At 64.8% G+C, this 24,347-nt stretch carries 25 protein-coding genes; 12 read left to right on the forward strand and 13 right to left on the reverse strand.

Features of this window, described 5'->3' with window-relative positions:
* Nucleotides 1-35: 35 nt before the first annotated feature.
* Nucleotides 36-959, forward strand: coding sequence for a DMT family transporter (locus tag ACR64R_RS25400; RefSeq protein ID WP_487358986.1), 924 nt, complete (start codon nt 36-38; stop codon nt 957-959).
* Between the two features lie 254 nt (nt 960-1,213).
* Here ACR64R_RS25400 and ACR64R_RS25405 read toward each other — a convergent pair whose 3' ends face one another.
* On the reverse strand, nt 1,214-2,116 hold the full coding sequence (locus ACR64R_RS25405) for a phosphotransferase (RefSeq protein ID WP_487358987.1): 903 nt from the start codon (nt 2,114-2,116) through the stop codon (nt 1,214-1,216).
* A gap of 96 nt (nt 2,117-2,212) precedes the next feature.
* Between ACR64R_RS25405 and ACR64R_RS25410 the strand changes: the two genes are divergently transcribed.
* Complete coding sequence (locus ACR64R_RS25410; RefSeq protein WP_487358988.1) at nt 2,213-2,845, forward strand: class I SAM-dependent DNA methyltransferase; 633 nt, start codon at nt 2,213-2,215, stop codon at nt 2,843-2,845.
* Nucleotides 2,846-2,860: 15 nt separating this feature from the next.
* Here the strand turns inward: ACR64R_RS25410 and ACR64R_RS25415 are convergent, their stop codons facing one another.
* Together ACR64R_RS25415 and ACR64R_RS25420 are read right to left on the reverse strand one after the other, a co-directional pair.
* Entirely contained in the window at nt 2,861-5,314 is a 2,454-nt protein-coding gene (locus ACR64R_RS25415; protein ID WP_487358989.1) for a GcvT family protein, read from the reverse strand.
* Nucleotides 5,311-6,195: a phosphotransferase gene (locus tag ACR64R_RS25420; RefSeq protein ID WP_487358990.1), complete on the reverse strand. Its 885-nt coding sequence runs from the start codon at nt 6,193-6,195 to the stop codon at nt 5,311-5,313. Before ACR64R_RS25420 ends, ACR64R_RS25415 begins: the two co-directional genes overlap by 4 nt.
* Nucleotides 6,196-6,582: 387 nt before the next feature.
* Between ACR64R_RS25420 and ACR64R_RS25425 the strand changes: the two genes are divergently transcribed.
* Complete coding sequence (locus ACR64R_RS25425) at nt 6,583-7,347, forward strand: DeoR/GlpR family DNA-binding transcription regulator (RefSeq protein WP_487358991.1); 765 nt, start codon at nt 6,583-6,585, stop codon at nt 7,345-7,347.
* 23 nt (nt 7,348-7,370) lie between these two features.
* Here the strand turns inward: ACR64R_RS25425 and ACR64R_RS25430 are convergent, their stop codons facing one another.
* The 4 genes from ACR64R_RS25430 to ACR64R_RS25445 form a co-directional block, all read right to left on the reverse strand.
* On the reverse strand, nt 7,371-8,267 hold the full coding sequence (locus ACR64R_RS25430) for an NAD(P)/FAD-dependent oxidoreductase (protein ID WP_487358992.1): 897 nt from the start codon (nt 8,265-8,267) through the stop codon (nt 7,371-7,373).
* Nucleotides 8,257-8,706, reverse strand: a complete 450-nt coding sequence (locus ACR64R_RS25435; protein WP_487358993.1) for an RrF2 family transcriptional regulator — start codon at nt 8,704-8,706, stop codon at nt 8,257-8,259. The genes ACR64R_RS25430 and ACR64R_RS25435 overlap by 11 nt, the downstream gene beginning before the upstream one ends.
* 69 nt (nt 8,707-8,775) lie before the next feature.
* Nucleotides 8,776-10,128: a sensor histidine kinase gene (locus tag ACR64R_RS25440; protein ID WP_487358994.1), complete on the reverse strand. Its 1,353-nt coding sequence runs from the start codon at nt 10,126-10,128 to the stop codon at nt 8,776-8,778.
* Nucleotides 10,125-10,799, reverse strand: a complete 675-nt coding sequence (locus tag ACR64R_RS25445; RefSeq protein WP_487358995.1) for a response regulator transcription factor — start codon at nt 10,797-10,799, stop codon at nt 10,125-10,127. The genes ACR64R_RS25440 and ACR64R_RS25445 overlap by 4 nt, the downstream gene beginning before the upstream one ends.
* Before the next feature lie 198 nt (nt 10,800-10,997).
* Here ACR64R_RS25445 and ACR64R_RS25450 point away from each other — a divergent pair, with 198 nt between their 5' ends.
* The 9 genes from ACR64R_RS25450 (at nt 10,998) to ACR64R_RS25490 (ending at nt 19,882) form a co-directional block, all read left to right on the forward strand.
* Nucleotides 10,998-11,597, forward strand: a complete 600-nt coding sequence (locus ACR64R_RS25450) for a class I SAM-dependent methyltransferase (RefSeq protein WP_487358996.1) — start codon at nt 10,998-11,000, stop codon at nt 11,595-11,597.
* Entirely contained in the window at nt 11,594-12,202 is a 609-nt protein-coding gene (locus tag ACR64R_RS25455; RefSeq protein ID WP_487358997.1) for a DedA family protein, read from the forward strand. Before ACR64R_RS25450 ends, ACR64R_RS25455 begins: the two co-directional genes overlap by 4 nt.
* Before the next feature lie 70 nt (nt 12,203-12,272).
* On the forward strand, nt 12,273-13,178 hold the full coding sequence (locus ACR64R_RS25460; protein ID WP_487358998.1) for a LysR family transcriptional regulator: 906 nt from the start codon (nt 12,273-12,275) through the stop codon (nt 13,176-13,178).
* A gap of 197 nt (nt 13,179-13,375) precedes the next feature.
* Nucleotides 13,376-14,215: a class I SAM-dependent methyltransferase gene (locus tag ACR64R_RS25465; RefSeq protein WP_487358999.1), complete on the forward strand. Its 840-nt coding sequence runs from the start codon at nt 13,376-13,378 to the stop codon at nt 14,213-14,215.
* Between the two features lie 138 nt (nt 14,216-14,353).
* Nucleotides 14,354-15,508 (forward strand): ABC transporter substrate-binding protein, encoded by a 1,155-nt coding sequence (locus tag ACR64R_RS25470; RefSeq protein WP_487359000.1) that lies wholly within the window; start codon nt 14,354-14,356, stop codon nt 15,506-15,508.
* A gap of 152 nt (nt 15,509-15,660) precedes the next feature.
* Nucleotides 15,661-16,659 carry an ABC transporter ATP-binding protein gene (locus tag ACR64R_RS25475; RefSeq protein ID WP_487359001.1) on the forward strand — a complete coding sequence of 333 codons (999 nt, stop codon included), beginning with the start codon at nt 15,661-15,663 and terminating at the stop codon, nt 16,657-16,659.
* Nucleotides 16,656-17,624, forward strand: coding sequence for an ABC transporter permease (locus ACR64R_RS25480; protein WP_487359002.1), 969 nt, complete (start codon nt 16,656-16,658; stop codon nt 17,622-17,624). Before ACR64R_RS25475 ends, ACR64R_RS25480 begins: the two co-directional genes overlap by 4 nt.
* Nucleotides 17,614-18,429 (forward strand): ABC transporter permease, encoded by an 816-nt coding sequence (locus tag ACR64R_RS25485; RefSeq protein WP_056569667.1) that lies wholly within the window; start codon nt 17,614-17,616, stop codon nt 18,427-18,429. The genes ACR64R_RS25480 and ACR64R_RS25485 overlap by 11 nt, the downstream gene beginning before the upstream one ends.
* Before the next feature lie 25 nt (nt 18,430-18,454).
* Complete coding sequence (locus ACR64R_RS25490) at nt 18,455-19,882, forward strand: gamma-aminobutyraldehyde dehydrogenase (RefSeq protein WP_487359003.1); 1,428 nt, start codon at nt 18,455-18,457, stop codon at nt 19,880-19,882.
* A gap of 172 nt (nt 19,883-20,054) precedes the next feature.
* Here ACR64R_RS25490 and ACR64R_RS25495 read toward each other — a convergent pair whose 3' ends face one another.
* The 6 genes from ACR64R_RS25495 to fdhD all read right to left on the reverse strand — a co-directional run bounded on the left by ACR64R_RS25495 (nt 20,055) and on the right by fdhD (nt 24,347).
* Nucleotides 20,055-20,369 carry a hypothetical protein gene (locus tag ACR64R_RS25495; RefSeq protein WP_487359004.1) on the reverse strand — a complete coding sequence of 105 codons (315 nt, stop codon included), beginning with the start codon at nt 20,367-20,369 and terminating at the stop codon, nt 20,055-20,057.
* A gap of 38 nt (nt 20,370-20,407) precedes the next feature.
* A complete protein-coding gene (locus ACR64R_RS25500; protein ID WP_487359005.1) occupies nt 20,408-20,770 on the reverse strand; it encodes a nuclear transport factor 2 family protein in 363 nt (120 codons plus the stop codon).
* Between the two features lie 83 nt (nt 20,771-20,853).
* Nucleotides 20,854-21,327, reverse strand: coding sequence for a carboxymuconolactone decarboxylase family protein (locus tag ACR64R_RS25505; protein WP_487359006.1), 474 nt, complete (start codon nt 21,325-21,327; stop codon nt 20,854-20,856).
* A gap of 109 nt (nt 21,328-21,436) precedes the next feature.
* Nucleotides 21,437-22,990, reverse strand: coding sequence for an alpha/beta fold hydrolase (locus ACR64R_RS25510; protein WP_487359007.1), 1,554 nt, complete (start codon nt 22,988-22,990; stop codon nt 21,437-21,439).
* Between the two features lie 225 nt (nt 22,991-23,215).
* Nucleotides 23,216-23,527, reverse strand: coding sequence for a formate dehydrogenase subunit delta (locus ACR64R_RS25515; protein ID WP_487359008.1), 312 nt, complete (start codon nt 23,525-23,527; stop codon nt 23,216-23,218).
* Nucleotides 23,517-24,347 (reverse strand): formate dehydrogenase accessory sulfurtransferase FdhD, encoded by an 831-nt coding sequence (fdhD, locus tag ACR64R_RS25520; protein WP_487359009.1) that lies wholly within the window; start codon nt 24,345-24,347, stop codon nt 23,517-23,519. Before fdhD ends, ACR64R_RS25515 begins: the two co-directional genes overlap by 11 nt.

Here is a 24,347-nt window from a genome sequence, read left to right on the forward strand (position 1 = left end):
TCGTCAAACCGGCTGCTTGGGGCTAGGGAGCCGGCATGGCAAAGTCCCTTGCGCGCAATTTCACAATCAGGAACATGTTGCTCGCCGGCATCCTCTTGATGCTGGCCGGCGACTTCATGTTCGCGCTGAATGACGCAATGGGCAAATGGCTGGTCGCCAGCTTTTCCGTCGGCCAGGTTGTGCTGATCCGCTCGATCGGCGCCTTCATCGTACTGGGGCCGATGATCGCCAACCAGGGCGCGGGCAAGCTGTTCCAGATGGAAAGACCGGTGCTGCAGCTCTTGCGCGTTGTGGCGACGACGCTCGACACCGGGCTCTTCTATGCCGCTGTCGTCCACCTGCCGCTCGCCGACGTGATGAGTTTCTACATGGCCGGACCTATCTATGTCGCGGCGCTCTCCCACCTCTTGCTCGGCGAGAAGGTCGGCTGGCGCCGCTGGCTGGCGATCCTGGTCGGCTTCTGCGGCGTGCTGATCATCCTGAAGCCGTCCTCGGCGGCCTTCTCGCTGTCTTCGACCTACGCCTTGATCGGCAGCGTCGCCTTCGGCTTTGCCATCATCCTCGGCCGGCGTTTGCGTGGAACGAGCGATACGACGCTTGTCACCTGGCAGACCATCGGCACGCTGATTGTCGGCGGCGTCCTGGCCATCGGCGCCTGGCGCACGCCCTCGGCGCTCGATTTCGGCGCGATGCTTCTGCTCGGCGTCGTTTCCTGCGCGGCCCATCTGATGATCACCCGGGCACTGAAGCTCGCGCCGGCCTCGACGCTGGCGCCGCTGCATTACAGCCTGCTTCTGTGGGCCATCGTCTTTGGTCTGGTTTTCTTCGGCGACATGCCGAGTCCGCGCATCCTGGCCGGCTCGGCGATCGTCGTGGTCGCCGGCATCTTCATCTTTCACCGCCAGAAGGTTGTGGATACCGTCGTGCCGCCCGAGAACGTGCCGAAGGGCGTCAATTAGAGCAATTCCAGGAAGCGGGAATGGTCAGGCCCGCCGGATTCGGGGGAGCTTTCCTTGAAACGCTGAAATGCTCCAGGTGCAATCTGCTCGCGGGATTTTCCCAATCGGCACCATCGCGCTGCTCATCTGGTACCGCAAGAAGTCCGACGAACCAGGCTCGTTGAACGAGATCCGGACGGTTTTCAGATAGGAGCGCTGAATGGAATCGGTCCGGGGCCGGGCGATTTCAACTCGGTTCCAATGGGCATCATGTTCTAATCCAGGCGCACAGCAGCCAGATGCCGCGAGAATTCCTTTGTCTCCATCAACGCCTTGCAGCGGGCGAAGCGATTATCGGCATAGGCGCGGAAATCGTCGGCCGGATTGGCGTTGGCAAGCTGGATCAGGCCCCAGAGCGTCCATAACAGGTCGCACATCGCCTTGTAGATGACGACGCGGCCGCGCTCGTCCGGCCGCGCTTCGCCGCTGAAATAAGCGCGCATCATCTCCTCGTCCTGTCCCACGTCGAACTGGCCCTCCACCGAAAGGTCGCCGAGATCCCACAGCGGATCGTTCATCCCGGAATATTCCCAGTCGACGATCCACATCCGATCGCCCGTATCGAGGAAATTCTCGCATAGCGGATCGCAATGGCAGGCGGCGAGCGGGATGGGGTGCGCGGCAAGCGCCGCGCGCACAGCGCCTGCCTCGCGCACCACGTCGTAATAACCGGCGGGCAGCGCCACATCCTTGGTCGATAGAACCTTGAGATAGTCGTCGATCATCGCGAACAGTTCGAAGCGAAAGGGAAAGACCGCGCCCGACGCATGCAACCTGCGGAAAGCTTCGCCCGCCCGGGCCGGGCTGCCCTGGCGCGTTTTGAACTTCTGCGGCGACATCGTCTCGGCGCCGGCGATGAAATGCGTAACCATCAGGCCGGATGCCGGATCGGCATAGAGCACCTCTGGGCTGACGCCGGCTTTAGCCGCCTCGCGCGCCGCGACCGTCTCGTTGGCGCGGTTGATGTATTCCTCGGTGCCTTTTCCAGGAATGCGCAGGCAGACCCCGCCAGCCCTGTAGACCATGTTGGTGAGACCACCGAGCCGCTCCAGCGGCCCCTTGTAACCGGCCAGCGCTGGAATGGCGGCCAGCGCCAACCGCAAATCGTCGTCGGTCATGTCCGTGCCCCCGTTCACGTCATTGTCGTGGCTCTGACGGTTCCACAGTTTTTGCTGCTTGGCTATCATCGGTCGAAAGAGAGTCGGGGAGCGGCAATGGCGGACGGCAAGCACAACAGCGCGCTGGGCGCCGCTTATGCGGCGAAGCGGCCGGAGGAAGTGGCCGCGATCTATGACCGCTGGTCCGAGACCTATGACGCCGACATGTCGGTTGCCGGCTACCGCCATCCGACGATCTGCCTGGCGCTGCTTGCCCGGCACCTGCCGCGCGGCGCCGAGCCGCTGCTCGACGCCGGCGCCGGCACCGGCCTGATCGGAGAATGGCTGGCCATCACCGGCTATCCGAGGGTCGAGGCGCTGGACATCTCGCAAGGCATGCTGGACAAGGCCGCCGCCAAGGGCGTCTACACGGCGCTGCATCGCCTGGCGATGGGCGACAGCCTGCCTTTCGCCGACGGCGCCTATGCCGGGGTCATTTCGGCGGGCGTCTTCACCTCCGGCCATGTCGGAGTCGAGGGCCTGGACGAACTGATCCGCATCTGCCGCCCGGGCGGCATCATCGTACTTACGGTCAAGAACACGCTGTGGGATGCTGGTTTTGCGGAGCGCATCGCCGGGCTGGAAGCGCGTGGCGCGATAAGCCGTCTCGAAGAGACGAGGCCTTACGCCTCGATGCCGGGCGAAACCGATACCGTGCCGAGCAGGGGCCTTGTGTTGCGTGTCAACTGATCTGCTGCGGGCCGATCAGGCTTTTATCTTGGTGCCGGCCGGGTCGTACATCGCCTCGATATGGATATTTGCCGGCGTGCGGTCCATCGCCACCACCAGCTCGTAGTGGCCCGAGGCGAGGAAATCGTCGCCGACTCCGCCGGCATTGCGCACATAGCCGTAGCCGATGTTCTTCTCTACCGTATAGCCATAGCCGCCGCTGGTGAGGTAGCCGACCGGCTCGCCATTGCGCAGGATCGTCTCGCGCCCGACCAGCACGATCTCCGGGTCGTCCACCGTGAAGCCGGCAAGGCGTTTGGCGGGCGGCTTGCCGGCTGCTTTTTCGAGCGCCCTGCGCCCGACGAAGTCGGTGTTCTTGCGCAGCTTCACCGCCCAGCCGAGTCCCGCCTCCAGCGGTGTGTCGTTCGGCGTGATGTCGGAGCCCCAGGCGCGGTAGCCTTTCTCCAATCGCAGCGATTCGAGCGCCCGGTAGCCAATCGGGCGAATGCCATGCGCCTTGCCCGCCGCCATCAGCGCGTCGAAAACCTCGCCGGTGGCGGCGATCGGCACATGCAGTTCCCAGCCGAGTTCGCCGACATAGGTGACCCGCAGCGCCTTCACGGTGTGGCCGGCGATCGCGATCTCGCGCGCATGGCCGAAAGGAAAGGCGGCGTTCGAGACGTCGGTGTCCGTCACGGCGGCCAGCACGTCGCGGGCGCGAGGTCCCATCAGCGACAGCGTGCCGAAATCCTCCGTGACGTCCTTCAGCGTGGAGTCGAGGCCCGAGCCGATATGGTCGCTTATCCAGGACAGATCATGCGTGCGGAAGCCGGTGCCGGTGACGATGTAGAACCGGTCCTCGCCGAGCCGCGACACGGTGAGGTCGGCCTCGATGCCGCCGCGCGTGTTGAGAAGCTGCGTGTAGGTCAGCCGTCCGACCGGCTTGTTGACGTCGTTGGCGCAGATCCAGTCGAGCGCCTTCAGCGCGTCGGCGCCGGTCATCTCGTATTTGGCGAACGAGGACTGGTCGAATATGCCCACCTTCTCGCGCACATGCCGATGCTCGTCGCCGACCGGGCCGAACCAGTTCTGGCGGCCCATCGAATAGACGTCCTCGGCGGCTGCGCCGGCCGGCGCGAACCAGTTCGGCCGCTCCCAGCCGAGCTTGGAGCCGAACACGGCGCGGTGCGTCTTCAGCCGCTCATAGAGCGGCGAGACGATGCGCGGGCGCCCGCTCAGATATTCCTCGTGCGGAAAGCCGATCGTGTAGTGTTTGCCATAGGCTTCCAGCGTGCGGTCGCGGACCCATTCGCGGTCGTGATGCAGGCTGGAGAAGCGCCTGATGTCGACCACCCACAGGTCGAGCGGCGCCTCGCCGTCGACCACCCATTGCGCCAGCACCCAGCCGGCGCCGCCGCCCGACGCGATGCCGAAGGCGTTGAAGCCGGCGCCGACGAACATGTTGGCGCATTCCGGCGCCACGCCGAGGATGAAATTTCCGTCCGGCGTGAAGCTCTCCGGCCCGTTGATCATCTGCTTGACGCCGACATGGCCAAGCGCAGGAACGCGCGCGATCGCCTGGGCCATATGCTGTTCGAAATGATCGTAATCGTCGTCGAACAGCCGGAACTCCCAGTCGTTGGGAACGTCGCCGCCGGGAAGCCCGGTTGCCCAGGCCTGCGGGTTTGGCTCATAGCCGCCCATCACCAGCCCGCCGACCTCTTCCTTGAAATAGGTGCGGCGGTCGGGGTCGCGGATCGTCGGCGCGTCGGTCGCAAGGCCGTCGATCCTTTCGGTGATGATGTACTGATGCTTGACCGGCTGCAGCGGCACATTGATGCCGGCCAACGCTCCGACCTGCCTTGCCCACTGTCCGGCGCAGTTCACCACCTTGTCGCAGGCGATGTCGCCCTTTGAAGTCTTTACCGCCGTGATGCGGCCGTCCTTCATCGCAAAGCCGGTGACGCGCACGTCCTCGAACAGTTTCGCGCCATGCATGCGCGCGCCCTTGGCGAGCGACTGGGCGATGTCCGAGGGGCTTGCCTGCCCGTCGGTCGGCAGCCACGAGGCGCCGACCAGATCGCCGGTTTCCATCAGCGGCCACATGCGCTTCACTTCCGCCGGCGACAGAAGCTGCATGTCCATGCCGAAGCTCTTCGCCGTCGTCGCCAGCCGCTTGAATTCGGTCCAGCGGTCGGCGTTCGTCGCCAGCCGCAAACAGCCGGTCATCTTCCACCCCGTGGCGAGCCCGGTCTCGGCCTCAAGTCCCTTGTAGAGCTCGACGGAATACTTGAGCACGCGCGTGATGGAGGCCGACGAGCGCAATTGCCCGACAAGCCCGGCGGCGTGCCAGGTCGAGCCCGAAGTCAGCTTGCCCTGCTCGAGCAGCACCACGTCGGCCTTGTGGTCGCGCGCCAGATGGTAGGCCGTGGAGCAGCCGATGATGCCGCCCCCGATGACGACGATCCCGGCATGGCTGGGCAAGTTCATGATTTTGTTCCGTATTTCGTCCGGTAGTTCTCAAGCGCCGTATCGAGGCGGACGAGGTTTTCCTCGGTATAGGCGACATAGTCGATGCCAGGCGCGTCGAGATAAAGCTCGGAGACCATGCTCCACATCGCCTCGCGCAGCAGCGACGCGCACTGCATGGCGGCGTGCGAGCGGCGGATCTCGCCATCGGGCTCCTTCATGAAGTAGGCGGTGAGGAAGGCAAAGGATTCGTCGTCGCTCATGCCGGCGTTCGAGGCGGCGCCCGCAAGATCGAACATCGCGGTGTTGAAGCCGGCATATTCGAAGTCGATCAGCCACAGCCTCTTGCCGTCGTCGAGGATATTGGCCGGCAAAAGATCGTTATGGCCGAAGACGATCGGCAGCAGCTTTTGCGCCCGCTCGAGCTCGTCGGCCAGGGACAGGTAGCGCGGCAGCTCGCTTTTCTTGCGGCTGCCGCCTTCGTCCAGCGTACGCGCATAGTCGCGTATGACGTGGAACACCCAGAACATGAAGCCGGCGCCGGAGACATGGTTCGGCATCTCGCGATGGAACGAGCGTAGCAGTCCTGCGACACGGCCAAGATTGGCCCGCACGTCCTCGGCAAGGAAGGTCCTGGCGCCGAGGAATTCCGTCACCATGATGCCGGGCTCGGCATAATGCACGGCCGGCGCGAAGCCCGCCGCATGCGCCGCGCGCGCCGTCATCACCTCGCGCTCGCGAAAGACATGGTGGAACGGGAAGTCCTGGCCGAAGCGCACCACGTGCCGACCGGCGGCGTCCGTGACGACAAAGTTGGCGTTGCTGAGGCCGCCCGGCAGCGGCTCGATCTCGATGCCGCCGCTCCAGCACGGCAAGGCGCGGATACGGTCTTCGGCACTCACGGCGTCGCTCCGGTCCCGACCGGCTCTTCTGAAAACAACGATGATAGAAAGTAAAAAAGCCTCGTCGGTGCGAGACGCCAGGATCGGTATCCCGCACCGCACCGACGAGCCCCTTGGCCAGGTTTAGGATCCCGGCATCCGCCCCCGCGGATTCGATCAAAGCTCAAGTCTGGCTGTTCCCAGACGATCTGGTCATTAGGTTGCGGCTCTGCCATCACCTTCCCGCAGCAGCTCCGAGCCTGACATTCTTTCATTTTCATGCCGGCATGGCAGAGCTGTCAATCAAAAGCTGTGACTTTTTTTGGGTGTTCTGCCCGAAACTACTGCGCAACTCCTTTCAAAGCGTCGCCAAAGCCTTAAATTCGGTCAAGAATCCCGGATATCCAAATGGTCCATTCGAAACGGCATGGCGAAATCCTGCGGCTCCTTGGCGAGGAGGGCACGATTACCATAGCCAGCCTTGCCGAACGTCTCGGCGTCTCGCCGGAAACGGTGCGGCGCGACGTCAAGCCGCTCGTCGATGACGGATCGGTGCTGAAGATGCATGGCGCCGTCGGCCTCTCCTCGATGGTTGGCGAGGCGCCGTTCGAGCGGCGCATGCGCGAGAATGCCGAAGCTAAGCGCCTGATCGCCAGGATGGTTGCGGCGACGATCCGCGATGGCGAGGCGATCATGCTCGACACCGGCACGACCACATCCTTCCTCGCGCGCGAGCTGCTGGGGCACCGCCGGCTGACGGTGGTCACCAATTCCTCCGATATTGCCCGTACCCTGGCCACGGCGAACGGCAACAAGGTCTATATGGCCGGCGGCGAGTTGCGCAGCGATTCAGGCGCGGCTTTCGGCATCTCGGCAATCGAGTTCGTCAGTCGCTTTTCGGTCGATCACGCCGTGATCTCGATCGGCGCGGTCGATGCCGCCGCTGGGCTGACCGACTATGAGCTGGAGGAGGCGGAGTTCGCCCGCATGGTGCTATCGCGCGGCCAGCGCTCGCTCATCGTCACCGACCACACCAAATTCGGCCGCCGGGGGCTGGTCAGGGTCTGCGGCTTCGACGGCTTTTCCGAGCTAGCCACCGACCGGCCGCCGCCGCCCGACATAGCCGCCGCGCTGAGCCAGGGCGGGGCGCGCTTGTCCATTGCGACGGCCTGAGCCCACTCAGGAACAGCAGCCAGCTAGCCGAACACCAGCGACTGGTGCGCCGCAACCCCGGCCATCGCGCCGCCGGACACCGCGAAGGCGATGTTGTGCATCATCCGCGCGGCGTCTCCGGCCGCGAAGACGCCGGACACCGATGTCTGCTGCTTGTCGTCCACGACGATCGCGCGGCCGAAGGGGCCTTCGTTGAAGGCGCAGCCGAGCTGCTCGGCCAGCGGACTTGCCATCACGTTCCGCGGCGCGGTGAACAGCGCCCGCACTCGAGCGTTGCGATTGCCCTCGAGCCTGACGGCCAGGCCGCCTGAGCCGTCGTCCAGCACTTCGCTCACCTTGTTCGGCTCGAAGCGGATATTGCGCTTCTCCAGGGCCCGCGCCTGGTCGGCGTCCGGTTCCAACAGGCCATCGGCGAACAGCGTGACGTCGCCCCAGTCGGAAATCAGCTCGGCCTGGTGCAGCGACATCGGTCCGGTCGCCAGCACGCCGAGCGGCCCGCCGGCCACCTCGTAGCCGTGGCAGTATGGGCAATGCAGCACCGTCTTGCCCCAATGCGCGGCCAATCCCGGCACGTCCGGCAGGATGTCCCGCACACCGGTGGCAAGCACCAGCCGCGTCGCTCCGAAACGCTTGCCATTCTCCATCTCTACCTCGAAGCCGGTGCCGGCAGTGGCGGCCCGCTCGGCGCGGCCGTCGACCGTGGTGACGGTCGGATAGGCAAGCAGCTGTGCCTTGGCCTCGTCGAGAATGTCCGATGGCGAACGCCCGTCCTGGCCGAAGAAGCCATGCGAGTACCCGGCGAAGCGGTTCCGCGGCTGCCCGGCATCGATCACCAGCACGTTACGTCGACCCCGAGCCACGTACAGGGCGGCCGACAGGCCGGCAAAGCTGCCGCCGACGACGATCACATCATAACGCATGGCTGGATACTCCAATCAGGTCGTAACGGCGGCGGAAATCGGCCGTCAGGTCGGCCAGCGTGATATGGCTGAGCTTCTCGGCGAGCAGCCTCTCCGCCTCGAGGCGAAAATCATCGAGCGCCGCGATCACCGCCTGTTCGACCAGGCATCCAGGGCTTTCCGGCTCGGTGCTGAACGGCAAAAGCGTCTCGCCGAGCGCGGCGCTGATTTCGGCGAGCGAAATCCTGTCCGGCGCGCGGCCGAGCTGCCAGCCGCCTCCATGGCCGCGCGAGGAGGTGACGATTCCGGCCTCGCGCAACCCGGCGATGGTGCGGCGCACCACCACCGGGTTGGTATGGATGAAGCCGGCAAGCTGCTCGGAGGTCAGTGCCCGGTCGCGCGCGTCGGCCATATGGACAAGGATATGCAGGGTCGAGGATAGCCGGCTGTTGCGCTTCATGTAACTTAGATAGTTACAAATAGTGTCGATGTCAAACTCCGGCGGATCGCCATGCCGATCAGCTGGATGTCAGGCCGGGAAAATCATCCGGAAACAGGCGCCGCCGGGGTTGCCGTCGAGCACCTCGACCTTGCCACCATGCAACTGCATCAGGTCGCGGACCAGGTTGAGGCCGAGGCCGGCGCCGTGATCCTGAGGATGCAAACGATAGAATGGCTCGAAGATCCGCTCGCGCTCGGACGTCGGCACGCCGTCGCCTTCGTCCAGCACCTCGATCACCGCGGGCGGACGTACGCTGATTGCGATCCGGCCCGCCTTGCCGCCATGGTCGATGGCATTCTGGACAAGGTTTGTCACTGCGCGTTCGATCGCGGTGCGGTCGCCGCGTATGATGAGCTTTTCCTTGGCCGGCTCGAACGACATCTCGTAGCCGGCTGCGAAAGCCATCGGCGCCAGGTCGACCACGACGTTGCGTGCAAGAGTGACCAGGTCTACCGGCCCGAATTGCTCGGCCTGGCGGTCGAGCCGCTGCAGGTCGAGCAACTGATCCGCAAGTGTCGACAGTCGCGCGGCATCCTGCAGCAGCCTGGCGCGTTCCGGCGTTGCCGGCAAAGACGCAAGCCGCGTGTTGAGGATGGCGACGGGCGTTCTCAGCTCATGCGCGGCATCGGTCAGGAAGCGCTTGTGCCGCGCGTAGCCGGCATCCAGGCGCCATAAGGCCGCGTTGACCGCATCGACCAGCGGCGTGACCTCCTTCGGTACGCCGTCCAGCGGCAGTTGCACGCCACGCTTGTCGATGTCGATCTGGCCGGCCGCGGCGGCCGCGCGCCCGAGGCTGGAAAGCGCGCCGCGCACCACCCAGGGAGTGACGAATAGCGTTGCGAGCGCCATCAGCCCGGCAAGCGGCAAAATCCCTTGCAGGAAGAGTCCCGGCGCCTGCCCAAGAACGTGCGGCAGAGAGAGCCCGCCCTTGGTGCCGCTCATGATCTGGACGTTGCCAGCCGCCGTGTCTGTCCAGCGTATCTTGCCGCCCGGCGGGGCGGTCTCCCCCATCGCAAGGTCGATGCGAGCGTCGCTGATATTATCCAGCAGTCCGACGAAAGGTTGGAATTTTGCCGGCACAGAACCCTCCTGAAGCCGGTGCCCTTCCTTGTCTCGGATGATGAACCAGAGATCCGAAACATCCGAACGCAACCTGGTCAGATCGGGGTTTTCCTTCAGCACCAGCGCTCCGCTGGCGTTGCGCGTCACCGCATCCGCCAAAACGTCCATTGTGCCGTTTTCATAGTCGTGTGGAATGATGCCGGTGGCGAGCATTGCGCCGATTATGCCTGCGATGATCAGCGTCAGCATCACGCATTGCAGGATGGCGATGCGCAGCACCAGGCTCCATTTCAGAGAACGTGGGCGGCGAAAGCTCATGTGGTCTCGCGCAGCAGATAGCCGACGCCGCGTATGCCGTTGATGACGACCCCGCTATCGGCTTCCGTCAGCTTGCGGCGCAGCCGCGACACGTGGGTGTCGAGCGTGTTGGACTGGATCTCGTCGTCCAGCCCGAACACGGCCTCCATCAGGGCCTCGCGCTGCACCATGCGGCCAGTGCGCCGTATCAGCGCTTCCAGCACCAGTAATTCGCGGCGCGGCAGCGCGAGCGGCTCGCCGCGGATCGAAGCTTCGCGATGGCCGACATCGAGCGAAAGATGGCCGGCGCGGATCGTTTGCGACTCGATCGCCGCCGGGCGTCTCAGCAATGCCCTGAGCCGCGCCAGCAACTCCTCGAAGGCGAAGGGCTTGGCCAGATAGTCGTCGGCGCCCATGTCCAGCCCGTCGACCTTGTCGGCCGTGTCGCTTCTGGCCGTCAGCATCAGCACCGGCGTCGTGTTCCTTGCAGCGCGAAGCTGAGGCACCAGCGTCAGCCCGTCGCCGTCCGGCAACTGCCGGTCGAGCAGGATCGCGTCATAACCGTCGACGGCGACGAAACCCTCAGCTTCCAGCAGCGAACCGGCATGGTCGACCACCATGTCATGCCGCTTCAGCGCCGCTCGCAGCGCCGAAACCATTTCCGGCTCGTCCTCGACCAGCAGGATACGCATTGAAACCTCCGACGTCCTTTTGGCCGCCGCCTATCGCGCCAGCATTGCGCAAACATGGCGCCAGCTCTCGCGGTCGACGGTGAGCCCTTTCTTTCGCGAAGCCCCGCCATGCGCAATGTCCATGCAATCCGCTGCCGGCAAACAGCGCCTCGGCGAATGCCGGGCAACCGAATCGCCCGTCTAAGAAATGAGGTTAACATGCCTGCAAGTGATGCTTTGTCCGTCCTGATGGCCTGGACGCTGGCGCCGTTCCGCATGGGTTCGGTCACGCCGTCCAGTCCGAGCCTCGCGGCGCTGATCACGCGCGAAATCGGCGCCGACACAGGTCCGGTGCTGGAGCTCGGGCCCGGCACCGGCCCCTTCACGCGTGCCCTGTTGCAGCGCGGCGTCCGCGAGAACGACCTGACGCTGGTCGAGTCCGATCCGGATTTCGCCGCGCTTCTTGCGCGCCGCTTTCCGTCGGCACGAATCGTCGAGATGGATGCGGTCGGCCTGCGCCATTTGCCGTTGTTCGATGGCCCCGTCGTCGGCGCGGCGATCAGCGGGTTGCCGTTTCGTCTGATTACGCCGCGCAAATCATCTGCGATCCTGGAAGGCGTCTTTTCATGCCTTCGGCCGGGTGCGGCACTCTACCAGTTTACCTTTGGCCGCCGGTGCCCTTTCGACCAGACCGTCCTCGACAGGCTTGACCTTGAAGCGGTCCGCATCGGCGGCACCTTCCGCAACTTTCCGCCAGCGACGGTCTATCGCGTTTCCAGGATCAGGAGCCTCAGCACCTATGACTGGCGCTTCGCATGAGCGATCTCCTGTCCACGGTGCTGGAACTGGGCCTGATCGGCGCCGCCTGTCTGGCTTTTACCGAAAAGATCCTGCCGGTGCCGCCGTCGCATGTCCTGCTGCTCTTTCTCGGCATGACCAGGGCGCCCGATCTTGCGACGCTTGCCGCCCTGCTGGCGGTGACGACGTTGGCTTCGACGGCCGGTTGCCTGCTCTGGTTTGCTCTGGGCGCCCGGCTCGGGCCGGGGCGCACCGATGCCCTGGTAGGACGCTTCGGCCCCTACGTCTTCCTGCGCCGCGAAACCTATCTGCGCTTCTCCAGCGCCTACCGTCGCGACCACATGCGCGCGTCGCTGCTGGCGCAGTTCGTGCCTGCGGTGCGGAACTATCTGCCGATCGCCGCCGGAGCGTTGCACCTGCCGGCTCTGCCTTTTGTTTTGGCCACACTGCTTGGCGCGATGCTGTGGAACGCCGGCTTCCTCCTTGCCGGCTATGCGCTGCGCGACGGCGTCCACGATCTGCCCACCGTGGCGTTTCGTATCATGGCCCTCGTGCTAGCGCTGGAAGTCGGGTTCCTCATAGCGCTGCGCTCCCGCTGGCGCCGCGTCGGATCGGCAAAAAACTAGACACCGCCCAGCGCAAACAAGGTGCTACGCCCGGCTTTCTTTCCCGTGCGCGCCGGTGTTTAGTCCGGCCATGGCTTTCACGATCCGCCAGTTGCAGTTCTTCGTCGCCGTCGCGGAACAAGGTACCGTCTCGGGCGCCGCGCAGAACCTCTCCATCTCGCAGTCCTCCGTCACCGAGGCGATCAAGGAATTGGAGAGCGATTTGGGCGTCGAACTCTTCGAGCGCCATCCGCGTGGGTTGAACATCACCCATAAAGGCCACCAGTTCCTGCGCCACGCCACGAAGATCCTGGCCGACGTCTCGGATGCGCGCCGCTCGTTCTCCAGCGAGCAGGCCGCCGCCGGCGGAAGGCTTCAGCTCGGCGTCACCTCGCTGGTCGCCGGCTATGTGCTGTCCGACCTGCTTGCCCGCTACCGCCGCGCCTATCCCGGCGTCGAGGTCTCGGCCATCGAGGACAATGGTGACTATCTCGAGCACCTTCTGGTCGGCGGCAAGCTCGACATCGCCGTCATGGTGACGTCCAACCTGCGCGACCGCACCGCCCTGCAGTCCGAAATCCTGGAGGTCTCGGCCTACCGGCTGTGGGTCCCGCTCAGCCACAGGCTCGCCAGCGCCGACATCATCTCGATCGGCGATATCGCGTCCGAGCCGCTGATCATGCTCACGGTGGACGAGATCGAGGAGAATACCGGCAAGCTGCTCTCGGCGATCGGCGCCCGCCCGCATGTCGCCTTCCGCACGCGTTCCGTGGAAGCCGTGCGCAGCCTTGTCGCCACCGGCGCCGGCGTGGCGCTGCTGCCAGACCTCGTCTACCGGCCCTGGTCGCTGGAAGGCGACCGCATTGAATCGCGCGACGTTTCCGGCTCGCTGCCGGTGGTCCAGGTCGGCACGGTATGGCGCCGCGGATCCGGCCTGCCGCAGGCCGCGCGCGATTTCATCGGCCTTGCGCAGTCGCAGCGGATGGTTCGCCGCTAGAGAATTCCAGGAAAGCCGCGCAGCGATCGGGCCAGGCGTCCTGGCTGTCCTTCTCCTGGTAGCGAAGTGTCTAGGCGGGCGGTCCAGTGCGGCGCGACGTCGGCAATGTCCATATCTTTCATACTTGACCTCGCGTCGGCTTGAACCCCTAGAGTGCTTGCGAGGATCGATGAGAGCAACAGAAAGCGAGGCCCGCCATGTCGCAATCCGCGCTGCCAAACGCACGGCAAGCCGCTCTCTGGAACGACGCCAGCGGGAAGGCCTGGGTTGCGCTGCAGCCGCTCATCGACGGGGTATTGGCGCCGTTCGAGAGCCTGGTGGTCGATTCCGGCTATCCCGGAGAGGGTGGTAACGTGCTGGATATCGGCTGCGGCGCGGGCGCCACGACTCTGGCGATGGCGCGCCGCGTCGGCAGCGGCGGCCGCTGTGTCGGGCTCGACATCTCGCGGCCGCTGGTCGCCCTGGCGCGCAAGCGGATGGAAGAGGTGGCGAATGCAAGCTTTGAAGTGGGCGATGCCCAGACATATGCGTTCGAAACTGGGCGCTTCGACGCGGTTGTTTCGCGCTTTGGTGTCATGTTCTTCGATGATCCCGTGGCCGCGTTCGCCAACATAAGGCAGGCTGCAAGGCCCGGCGGCAGACTCGCCTTCGTCGCTTGGCGCGGGCCGGGCGAGAATGATTTCATGACGACCGCTGCGCGAACGGCTGCGCCTTTCCTGCCGCCCGCACCCGCGCCAGACCCCGATGCGCCGGGGCAATTTGCCTTTGCGGATGGCGCAAGGGTGAAGCGGATCCTGGAAGCGAGCGGCTGGTCGTCGATCAAGGTCGAAAAGGCGGACGTCCTGTGTCGAATAGCCGAGCGCGACCTGATGACATATGTCACCCGGCTAGGGCCTCTCGGCGCCGCGCTGCGCGAGCTGGACCAAGCCACGGCCGAAAAGATCACCAAGGCTTTGCCTGCCGCATTCGCGCCTTTCGTGCAGGATGGCGAGGGCCGCTTCAATGCCGCCTGCTGGTTGGCGACGGCAACTGCTTGATGATCGCTTGGATATCGGATAAACCGATATCGGCTTTCTGATAAATGAATTTGCGAAACCGGATTTTTCACAGCACCTTTCGCCCAGGGAACAAAGCCGCGCCCTGAGAGCGCTGCCCCTAGCAATGGGAGATCGACGATGAATGCATTCCTGAAGTCGTGCACGGCGCTGACTGTCGCGCTGACTTTTTCCGCTCAGGCCATGGCCCAGGTCAAGGAGCTCGGCAAGGGCGAGGGCCAGGTCAACATCGTTGCCTGGCCTGGCTACATCGAGCGCGGCGAGACCGACAAGAATTACGACTGGGTGACGGCTTTCGAGAAGGAAAGCGGCTGCAAGGTCAACGTCAAGACCGCCAACACCTCGGACGAGATGGTCTCGCTGATGAACGAGGGCGGTTTCGATCTGGTCACCGCTTCGGGCGATGCATCGCTGCGCCTCGTCGCCGGCAAGCGCGTTCAGCCGATCAACACCGATCTCATTCCGAGCTGGAAGACTGTCGACGACCGCCTGAAGGACGCGCCCTGGTTCACCGTCGACAAGGTGCATTACGGCGTTCCCTACCAGTGGGGCCCGAACATCCTGATGTACAACACCGAAGTCTTTAAGGAAGCGCCCAAGAGCTGGAACGTCGTCTTCGAGGAAATGAAGCTGCCCGACGGCAAGTCGAACAAGGGCCGCGTCCAGGCCTATGACGGCCCGATTCATATCGCCGACGCCGCCAATTATCTGATGTTCCACAAGCCGGAACTCGGCATCAAGGACCCTTATGAGCTGAACGAGGACCAGTATAAGGCGGCGCTCGCTCTCCTGCGCACCCAGCGCACGCTGGTCGGCCGCTACTGGCATGATGCCGCGATCCAGGTCGACGACTTCCAGAACGAGGGCGTGGTCGCTTCCGGCTCCTGGCCGTATCAGGTCAACACGCTGATCGCCGCCAAGAAGCCGGTCGCCTCGACCGTGCCGGAAGAAGGCGTCACCGGCTGGGCCGACACCACCATGATGGAGGCCGATGCCGCCCATCCGAACTGCGCCTATATGTGGCTCGAGCATTCCTTGTCGCCGAAGGTCCAGGGCGACGTGTCGGCCTGGTTCGGCTCGCTGCCGGTGGTGCCCGCCGCCTGCAAGGGCAACGAATTGCTCGGCGAGGAAGGCTGCAAGACCAACGGCTACGACAATTTCGACAAGATCAAGTTCTGGAAGACGCCGGTATCGAAATGCGCCAGCCAGAACGACCAGTGCGTGCCCTACTACCGCTGGGTGTCGGACTATATCGGCGTCATCGGCGGGCGGTGATCCCGCTCAACCTCCCCTTTGTGGGGATGGGCGATGCGTAGGGTCGGGGTGGGGGTTTCCCCCACCCGCGACTTGCCGCGGCCTGCCACGAGAGAGGCAGCGCGTCGCACGAATTCGTGCTCCTTTGATCTCAGCAACCGAATGACAGGGCCATGACGTCTGCCGTTTCCTTCAATCAAGTCTCGCGCCATTTCGGCAGCGTGCGCGCCGTCGACGCGGTGGATCTTGAGATCGTGCCCGGCGAATTCTTCGCCATGCTGGGGCCATCCGGGTCCGGCAAGACGACGTGCTTGCGGCTGATTGCCGGCTTCGAGCAGCCGACGGCGGGCTCGATCTCCATCTTCGGCGAGCGCGCCGAAGGCGTTCCGCCCTATCGCCGCAACGTCAACACCGTCTTCCAGGACTATGCGCTGTTCCCGCATCTGAACGTGCTCGACAATGTCGCCTACGGCCTGATGGTCAAGGGCGTCGGCAAGGCCGAGCGGCTGAAGGCGGCGGAGGAAGCGCTGTCGCTGGTGCGCCTGCCGGGCTATGGCGCACGTCGCCCCGGCCAGCTTTCCGGCGGCCAGCGCCAGCGCGTCGCGCTCGCCCGCGCGCTAGTCAACCAGCCCAAGGTGCTGCTCCTGGACGAGCCGCTCGGCGCGCTCGACCTCAAGCTGCGCGAGAACATGCAGGAGGAACTGAAATCGCTGCAGAAGGCGCTCGGCATCACGTTCGTCTTCGTCACCCACGACCAGGGCGAGGCCCTTTCCATGGCCGACCGCGTCGCTGTCTTCAACGACGGCAGGATCATGCAGGTCGGCACGCCGGAAGACATCTACCAGCGGCCGAACACGCGCTTCGTCGCCGATTTCGTCGGCTCGTCCAACGTGCTGCCGCCGGATTTCGTGCAGCGCTTTTCCGGCCAGCATCGCTGGGGAAGCCTTCGCCCGGAATCCATCCGCGTATCGAGCGCGGCCAGCGGCGACGGCGTCGCAGCGCGCCTTATCGGCACCAACTATCTCGGCGCCACGACCAGGCTGGCGCTCGATGCCGACGGGTTGAGGCTGCATGCGGTGGTGCCGGCGGGCATGGCACTTCCGGCGGAAGGCGAGGCGGTGATGCTGACCTTCAACCGCGAAAGCCTGCATCTGATGGACGAGCCGGCATGAGCCTCGATGCCGCCATCTCGCGCGCGCCCGCCCCGGCGATCCTGCCGGGCAGCGGCGGCCTGCGCGGCGCCTTCTCCGATCTCTTCTGGCGCCGGCCGAAATTCCTGCTCGCCCTGATGCTTTTGCCGCCGCTTCTGTGGCTGGGCATCGTCTATATCGGCTCGCTGATTGCGTTGCTCCTGCAGAGCTTCTTCTCGATCGACGAGTTCTCCGGCCTCATCAATCGCCAGTTCACGCTGAAGACCTATGGCGACCTGTTCCAGCCCGCCAATCTCGACATCATCCTGCGCACGGTGACGATGGCCGCGCTCGTCACTTTTGCTTCCGCAGTCATTGCCTTCCCCATCGCCTATTACGCGGCGCGCTATGCGCGCGGCCGCTGGAAGGCGCTGTTCTATCTCGGCGTCATGTTGCCGCTTTGGTCGAGCTACCTGGTCAAGATCTATGCCTGGAAGCTGATCCTCGCCAAGGAGGGCATCCTCACCTGGTTGCTCGCCAAGCTGAACCTACTGTGGCTGCTCGACGCCTGGCTGTCGTTGCCCATCGTGGGCGGCAATTCGCTCTCAGTCTCCTTCACCGGCACCTTCATCGTCTTCGTCTACGTCTGGCTGCCCTTCATGATCTTGCCGGTGCAGGCTGCGCTCGAGCGTGTGCCCGGCAACCTCGTCGAGGCCTCGTCCGATCTCGGCGCCTCGCCCGGGCAAACCTTCCGCAATGTGCTGTTCCCGCTGGCGCTGCCCGGCATCGTCGCCGGCTCGATCTTCACCTTCTCGCTGACATTGGGCGACTACATCATCCCGCAGATCATCGGCACCTCGCGCCTCTTCATCGGCCAGGCCGTCTATTCGCAGCAGGGCACCGCCGGCAACATTCCCTTGGCCGCCGCTTTCACCGTCGTGCCCATCGTCATCATGGGCTTCTACCTCTGGGGCGCCAAGCGCATGGGGGCTTTCGATGCGCTCTGATCGCGGCCAATCCGCTCCGCTCGGCCTGAAGATCGCCGCCGCCTGCGGCCTGCTCTTCCTGCACCTGCCGATCCTCCTGATCTTCGTCTACGCCTTCACGACGGAGGAAAAGAGCTTCGTCTGGCCGCCGCCGGGGCTGACCACGCAGTGGTTCGCCGTAACCTGGAACCGGCCCGACGTTTGGGAAGCGCTGTCCCTGTCTGTCCGCGTCGCCGCCATCTCGACGGCGATCGCGCTGGTGCTGGGCACGCTCTGCGCCGCCGCCGTCTCGCGGACGCGCTTCTTCGGCCGTGAGACGATCTCGCTGCTGGTCATCCTGCCGATCGCGCTGCCGGGCATCATCACCGGCATCGCGCTGCGCTCCGCCTTCGCGCTCGCCGACATCCCGTTCTCCTTCTGGACGATCGTGCTCGGCCACGCCACCTTCTGCGTGGTCGTCGTCTACAACAACGCCGTCGCGCGCTTCCGACGCACTTCCGGCTCGATGATCGAAGCCTCGATGGACCTCGGCGCCGACGGCTTCCAGACCTTCCGGCATGTCGTGCTGCCGAACATCGCCACCGCATTGCTCGCCGGGGGCATGCTCGCCTTCGCGCTGTCCTTCGACGAGGTCATCGTCACCACCTTCACTGCCGGCCAGCAGCAGACCGTGCCGATCTGGATGCTGGAAGAGTTGATCCGCCCGCGCCAGCGACCGGTCACCAATGTCGTGGCCATGGTCGTCGTGCTGGTGACGCTGCTGCCGATCCTCTTTGCCTATTACCTGACCCGTGACGGCGACCAGATCGCCGGTTCGGGCAAATAACCGGATTGCCTAGGGAGTGACGTCCATGGACACCCAGATGCTCATCGGCTCGAGATTCGAGATGGGCACCGAAACCGAGGAGCCGATCCTCAATCCGAAGACCGGCGCGACGATTCTCAACCTGCCGGAAGCAAGTCCGGCGCAGATCGACGCCGCGGTGGCGGCCGCTGAAAGAGCCTTCGCCGGTTGGTCGCGCACCACGCCGGCGCAACGCTCCGGCTATCTGCTCAAGATCGCGGACCGCATCGAGGCCGAAGCGAAGGAGTTTGCCGCGCTCGAGGCGTTGAACTGCGGCAAGCCGATCAACGCCGTGCTCAATGACGAGATCCCGGCGATCGTCGACTGCTACCGCTTCTTCGCCGGTGCGGTCCGCTCGATGCCCGGCCAGGTGGCCGGCGAATATATTGCCGGCCACACCTCGATGGTGCGGCGCGATCCGGTCGGCATCGTCGCTTCCATCGCGCCGTGGAACTATCCGCTGATGATGATGGCATGGAAACTGGCGCCGGCGATCGGCGGCGGCAACACCGTCGTCTTCAAGCCGTCCGAGCAGACGCCGCTGACGTCGCTGAAGCTGGCCAGAATCCTCGCCGAAATCCTCCCCGAGGGCGTCGTCAACGTCGTGCTCGGCCGCGGTGACAGCGTCGGCAACACGCTTATCAACCATCCCAAGATCAACATGATCTCGATCACAGGCGATGTCGCCACCGGAAAGAAAGTGCTGCAGGCGGCCGCCAAGTCGGTCAAGCGCACGCATCTCGAGCTTGGCGGCAAGGCGCCGGTTATCGTCTTCGACGACGCCGATCTCGGCGCCGTGGTGGCCGGCCTGCGCGCCTTCGGCTACTACAATGCCGGCCAGGACTGCACCGCCGCCTGCCGCATCTATGCCGGCAAGAAAATCTACGAGAAGCTGGTCGCAGACCTCTCTTCCGCCGTCTCGACCATCAGATACAACCAGCCGGACGACACCGAGAACGAGATCGGACCGCTGATCTCGCGCCGCCAGCGCGACCGTGTCTCGAGCTTCGTCGAGCGCGCTTCGGAACTGAAGCACATCGAGATCACAACCGGCGGCAAGCCGGGCGAGGGCTCCGGCTTCTATTACCAGCCGACGGTCGTCGCTGGCGCACTGCAGGAGGACGAGATCGTGCGCCGCGAAGTGTTCGGCCCGGTCGTCTCGGTCACCCGCTTCTCGGACGTCAACGAAGCGGTGAACTGGGCGAACGACAGCGACTACGGCCTAGCATCGTCGGTGTGGACGAGGGACGTCTCCCGCGCCATGGCGACCGCCGCCCGCCTGCAATATGGCTGCACCTGGATCAACACCCACTTCATGCTGACCAACGAGATGCCGCATGGCGGATTGAAGCAGTCCGGCTACGGCAAGGACATGTCGCTCTATGCGCTGGAGGACTACACCGCCGTTCGCCACGTGATGGTGGCGCACGGGTAATCGGGCTCCCCTTCTTCCCTTGTGAAAGAAGGTGGGTCGGCGCGCAGCGCCGAGATGGATGAGAGGTGTTCCGGCTTGACGCCAAGTCACCCCTCACCCTGATTGCCAACCCGTTTGCGAAAGGCAAATCGGGGCAATCCGACCTCCCCCCACAAGGGGAGAGGTCGAGGTGCTATTCCACGATCCGGAAGATCTGCCACTGGCTGGTGCCCGATACGACATAGGGCTCCAGTTCCTTGCCCCACTTGGCATGGGCCTCGATCTTGGCGATCTTGGCAAAGAATGCTTCCAGCTGCGCCAGGCTCTCGACCTCGTGATGGGACTCGATCGTCGCTTCTCGTGCGCCGATCGAACCGGTCATGAGGCGGAAATTCAGGTCAGCGAGCCCGACCTGAGAGCCGATCTCGCGCTCCCATTTTCGCATCAGCTCGAGCGCTGTCTGCTTGTGACCGAACTTGGCGTCGATCTGCCATCTGGCGCTGAACATGTTCGTTCTCCTCCCTCATTTTCCGGTTGCGCTTGACCTTATTCGTCCCAGGCCTGCACGACGGTCTGCCTTGCGATGCGGCCGTTCTTGAGCTCCAGCACCGCCGCGGCGAACACCTTGGTACCGTCCGGATAGCTGCAGGCTTGGGTGAAGGCGAGGCTGTCGCCATTGGCGATCGTGGTGTCGACCTTGTGGGTCATCGCCCGGCTGCAGATGTCGTCCCAGAAGGTGCTGATCGCCGCGCGGCCGCGGATCTCGCGCGGCTTGCTCGGCGGATTGTTGCGGTCGATCACCCGCACCACCGCATCGTCATTGTAGAAGCTCGACAGGAGCTTGCCGTCACGCCCTTCGATCGCTTTCTTGATCGCGGCGCCGTCCACTGTCTGTGTCTTGGTCAGCATGTCATCCTCCATATGCCCGTCTTCGTGAGGGCGGTTGACGAGGGAAGCGCTGCCCGGCGCTCTTCGCCGGGCAGGAATTTCGTTTACTGCGACTTGGCCTTGACGGCGGCGAACAGGTCGTCGGTCTGCTTCTTGAAGGTGGCGAGATCGACCTGGCTGCCGTTGAGCATCGTCGACCAGTGGCGCACGATCGCGGCCATCGCCACGGCCTCCTTGATCTCTTCGTCGCTCGCGCCGTTGGCCTTGGCGGCAAGCGTGTGGAAATAGATGCAGTATTGGCAGGGAATCTGCGAGGCCACCGCCAGCCCCATAAGTTCCTTGGTCTTGCCGTTGAGGGCGGTGTTGGGGTTGAGCTGGACGCCTTTGATCTCAGCCCAGGCGCCGGCAACGGCGACGTCCGGCAGCGTCTTGAACATGTCGGGCACCGAGCCGAGCGTGGCCTGAATATCCTTGTAGGCGGCGGTGGCCGAGGCGTCTTCGGCATGCGCCGCGGTGACGGCCAGCAATGCGCCCGCCGCAAATGCCAGCAATCCGATCTTGCGTTTGAGTTTGATCATTTTCATCCTCCGTTTCGCAGGGCCCTTCCGGCGATGTCGCCCGGCCTGCATGGGAGAATTGATACCGCTTGCGGAAGGCCCGGCGCTTCGCCCGAAAGCGCCATGGCTCTCATGGCCCATCCGGGCCAGCATGCCTTGCCGAAAAAGCCGCCGCCGCCGCCCGTGACGGCAGGTCGAGCTTGAGCAGTATGTTGGCGACGTGGCGCTTGACCGTGTGCTCGCTGAGGTCGAGCTCGGCGGCGATAGCGGCGTTGCTCTTCCCGTCCGCAATCAGATTCACCACTTCGCTTTCCCGCGCTGTCAGCGAGGCCGGCTCGGCGGCCTTTGTCCGCGGCCGGCAGGCCGGTTCCAGATGTTGCTCCGACGTCGCCTGAACCACGGAAATGGGTTTATCCAGCTCGTCGAGGCTGATGCGGCCGGCGTCGACGAAATGCAGGCCGGAACCGATTGCGAGGTCGGCGACCAGCCGCGAGGCGAGGATGTCGCCGCGACCGGCATGCGCGGCGAGATGCATCGTCACCCGCGCCGTCAGCCCGACCGGCTGGCCGCGCATTTCGATCTCGCCGACATGCGCGCCTTGCGCGCTCGCCACGCCGATCTGCTGCGCCGCCTCGCGCAGCGCCGCGGCGCAGCGAATGGCGCGCGCCGGCCCATCGAAGCGCGCCATCATCAATTCGCCATGCGTGCCGGCCGCGCGTCCGCCGTGGCGCCCGACCAAGAGCCGCCAGGTTTCCTGGAAGCGTAGAGTGCGCTCGCTCCACATGCGGTCGCCGAGCTTGGCCGTGTCGTAGATGCGCGTTACCAGCAGCGCCGCCAGCACGCGCTCGGTGTCGGCCACGGCGGGCTCGCCGGTCAGGCATTCCTCGATCAGGTCGGCCACGCGATCGACATCGCCGGTCCAGATCGGGTGATCGCGCCCGGGTACCTCGACAAGGCGCGCGTGTGGGATACTCTTGGCCAGGAAGCGGCTGGCATCAGGATCGACGCGGGCGTCGTTGCGGCGATGGATAAGCAGTGTCGGTGCGCTGATCGTCGCCAGGATGCCGCGCACGTCGATCCCGGCATTCATACGGGCAAGGGCGGCAGCCGCCGTCGGGCTGGCCGAAAGCCGCTCGAACCGGGCCCACCATTGGGCAAAATGCGCGTCGTCCACGCGGCCGGGCGCGAAATTGGGCAAGGTGGCGCCGGTGCCCCAGGACGTCTCCGCCGTCTCGATGAACGCTTCCAGCCGTTCCGGTGGCATCACCCATTTGTGGAAATGCGCAAAGCCGCCGTAGAGCACCAGCGCGCGCGTCCGCTCCGGATAGGTGGCGGCAAACAGCATCGCCATCGGCGCGCCCTCCGAGGCGCCGAGGATCGCCGCGCGGCCGCTGCCGGCGGCGTCCATGACCGCGCGCACATCGTCCATGCGGGTTTCCAGGCTGGGCAGGTGACGGGTGTCGACGCGATCGGAAAGCCCGGTGCCGCGCTTGTCGAACAGGATCAGCCGGGAGAAGGCCGAAAGCCTTTTCAAAAGGCGACTATAGCCTTCATCCTCCCACTGAAGATCAAGGTTGGAGATGAAGCCCGGCACGAAGACGAGATCGAACGCGCCCTGGCCGACCACCTGATAGGCGATCCGGAAATCCCCGCTGCGCGCGTATCTGGTCTCGATCGGCCTCACGAGTTCTTCCGCCCGGCCTGACGATTTCTGATCGTCAAACATAGCAGAGCCGTGCCGATCACGGCAGCTTAAACTTTAGCAAAGTGGAATATAGGCGCCTAGAGCTGGGTCATTTTCAGGTCAATTCGACCTGACATGTAAATCCGCCAGGAAATCAAAGGGATAGAGCATGATGTCGCCTGAGACCCGCTTCACGCCTTAGGTCCCATGCTCTGATCGCCGCGGCTATTTCTGCGAAGCGGCGATGTCTGCCGGAAAGGCCTTGAGCCCAAGCTTCGTGTCGGCCTCGGCGGGGCTAATCGGCCTCTTGATCTTTGCCGAGGCGGCGATCACGAGGTCGTCGAAATCCTCCGGGTCGCCGTCCAGCATTTCGAACAACTGCCGCCGCATCCTCGGCTCCCAGAACTTGTTGATGTGCTCGGCAACGCCGGCGATCCCTTCTTCGCGCGGCTTCGAATGGAAGAAGGTGGCGATCTGGTTAGCCATGCGCACCAGCTTTTCCCTGGTGCTGGCGATGTGGTCTTCGTCATGCGACATGCTTGGCAACTCCGCAGGCCACCCGGTCAGGGTGAGTGAAAATATCGAATTCGTCGCCGCGCACCAGCGCCACCAGCGTCATGCCGGCGGCATCGGCCGTGCGGATGGCCAGCGCGGTCGGCGCCGAAACCGCGATGATGACCGAAGCGCCGATCGCGGCCGTCTTCTGCACCATCTCCACCGACACGCGCGAGGTCACGACGACGGCGCCGCCAGGGCCGTCGATGCCGGCCTTGGCCAGCGCGCCGGCAAGCTTGTCCAACGCGTTGTGGCGGCCGACATCCTCGCGCGCCATCACAATGCCCTTGCCGGGAAAATAGAAGCCGGCGGCATGCACAGCACCGGTCTCCGCGTGCAGCGGCTGCAGCTTCGACAGCAGCCGGACGGCGCTGGTGATGTCCTCCGCCTTTAGCGTAAGCCGTGACGCACCAACGGCGTCGACCGAACGCATCGCTTCCTCGATGGATTCGATGCCGCACAGCCCGCAGCCGACCGGCCCGGCCAGCCTGCGCCGTCGCGCCTGGAAGCGAGTGTTGGCCTGGTCTTTCAGCCGGATCTGGATGTCGATGCCGGCGCCGAGATCCTCGACCTCGATCGCCTCGATCTCGTCTGGGTCGGCGATGATGCCTTCGGTCAGCGAGAAACCGAGGGCGAAATCCTCGAGATCGGCGGGACTGGCCATCATCACCGCATGCGTGGTGCCGGCAAAGGAGAACGCCACCGGCGTCTCTTCCGGCACCATGCGGTTCGCGGTCGCGGTGCCGCCGGCGCGATGCGCCAGCCGCGATATCTGCGTCGTGGCTTTGCGGCGCACGGCCAA

Source organism: Mesorhizobium sp. MC2-1-1 (genome assembly GCF_057597255.1).

Coding starts and splice junctions, on each gene's coding strand:
- ACR64R_RS25400 (WP_487358986.1), top strand. CDS start 36: ATGGCAAAGTCCCTTGCGCGCAATTTCACAATCAGGAACATGTTGCTC.
- ACR64R_RS25405 (WP_487358987.1), bottom strand. CDS start 2,116: ATGACCGACGACGATTTGCGGTTGGCGCTGGCCGCCATTCCAGCGCTG.
- ACR64R_RS25410 (WP_487358988.1), top strand. CDS start 2,213: ATGGCGGACGGCAAGCACAACAGCGCGCTGGGCGCCGCTTATGCGGCG.
- ACR64R_RS25415 (WP_487358989.1), bottom strand. CDS start 5,314: ATGAACTTGCCCAGCCATGCCGGGATCGTCGTCATCGGGGGCGGCATC.
- ACR64R_RS25425 (WP_487358991.1), top strand. CDS start 6,583: ATGGTCCATTCGAAACGGCATGGCGAAATCCTGCGGCTCCTTGGCGAG.
- ACR64R_RS25430 (WP_487358992.1), bottom strand. CDS start 8,267: ATGCGTTATGATGTGATCGTCGTCGGCGGCAGCTTTGCCGGCCTGTCG.
- ACR64R_RS25435 (WP_487358993.1), bottom strand. CDS start 8,706: ATGAAGCGCAACAGCCGGCTATCCTCGACCCTGCATATCCTTGTCCAT.
- ACR64R_RS25440 (WP_487358994.1), bottom strand. CDS start 10,128: ATGAGCTTTCGCCGCCCACGTTCTCTGAAATGGAGCCTGGTGCTGCGC.
- ACR64R_RS25445 (WP_487358995.1), bottom strand. CDS start 10,799: ATGCGTATCCTGCTGGTCGAGGACGAGCCGGAAATGGTTTCGGCGCTG.
- ACR64R_RS25450 (WP_487358996.1), top strand. CDS start 10,998: ATGCCTGCAAGTGATGCTTTGTCCGTCCTGATGGCCTGGACGCTGGCG.
- ACR64R_RS25455 (WP_487358997.1), top strand. CDS start 11,594: ATGAGCGATCTCCTGTCCACGGTGCTGGAACTGGGCCTGATCGGCGCC.
- ACR64R_RS25460 (WP_487358998.1), top strand. CDS start 12,273: ATGGCTTTCACGATCCGCCAGTTGCAGTTCTTCGTCGCCGTCGCGGAA.
- ACR64R_RS25465 (WP_487358999.1), top strand. CDS start 13,376: ATGTCGCAATCCGCGCTGCCAAACGCACGGCAAGCCGCTCTCTGGAAC.
- ACR64R_RS25470 (WP_487359000.1), top strand. CDS start 14,354: ATGAATGCATTCCTGAAGTCGTGCACGGCGCTGACTGTCGCGCTGACT.
- ACR64R_RS25475 (WP_487359001.1), top strand. CDS start 15,661: ATGACGTCTGCCGTTTCCTTCAATCAAGTCTCGCGCCATTTCGGCAGC.
- ACR64R_RS25480 (WP_487359002.1), top strand. CDS start 16,656: ATGAGCCTCGATGCCGCCATCTCGCGCGCGCCCGCCCCGGCGATCCTG.
- ACR64R_RS25485 (WP_056569667.1), top strand. CDS start 17,614: ATGCGCTCTGATCGCGGCCAATCCGCTCCGCTCGGCCTGAAGATCGCC.
- ACR64R_RS25490 (WP_487359003.1), top strand. CDS start 18,455: ATGGACACCCAGATGCTCATCGGCTCGAGATTCGAGATGGGCACCGAA.
- ACR64R_RS25495 (WP_487359004.1), bottom strand. CDS start 20,369: ATGTTCAGCGCCAGATGGCAGATCGACGCCAAGTTCGGTCACAAGCAG.
- ACR64R_RS25500 (WP_487359005.1), bottom strand. CDS start 20,770: ATGCTGACCAAGACACAGACAGTGGACGGCGCCGCGATCAAGAAAGCG.
- ACR64R_RS25505 (WP_487359006.1), bottom strand. CDS start 21,327: ATGATCAAACTCAAACGCAAGATCGGATTGCTGGCATTTGCGGCGGGC.
- ACR64R_RS25515 (WP_487359008.1), bottom strand. CDS start 23,527: ATGTCGCATGACGAAGACCACATCGCCAGCACCAGGGAAAAGCTGGTG.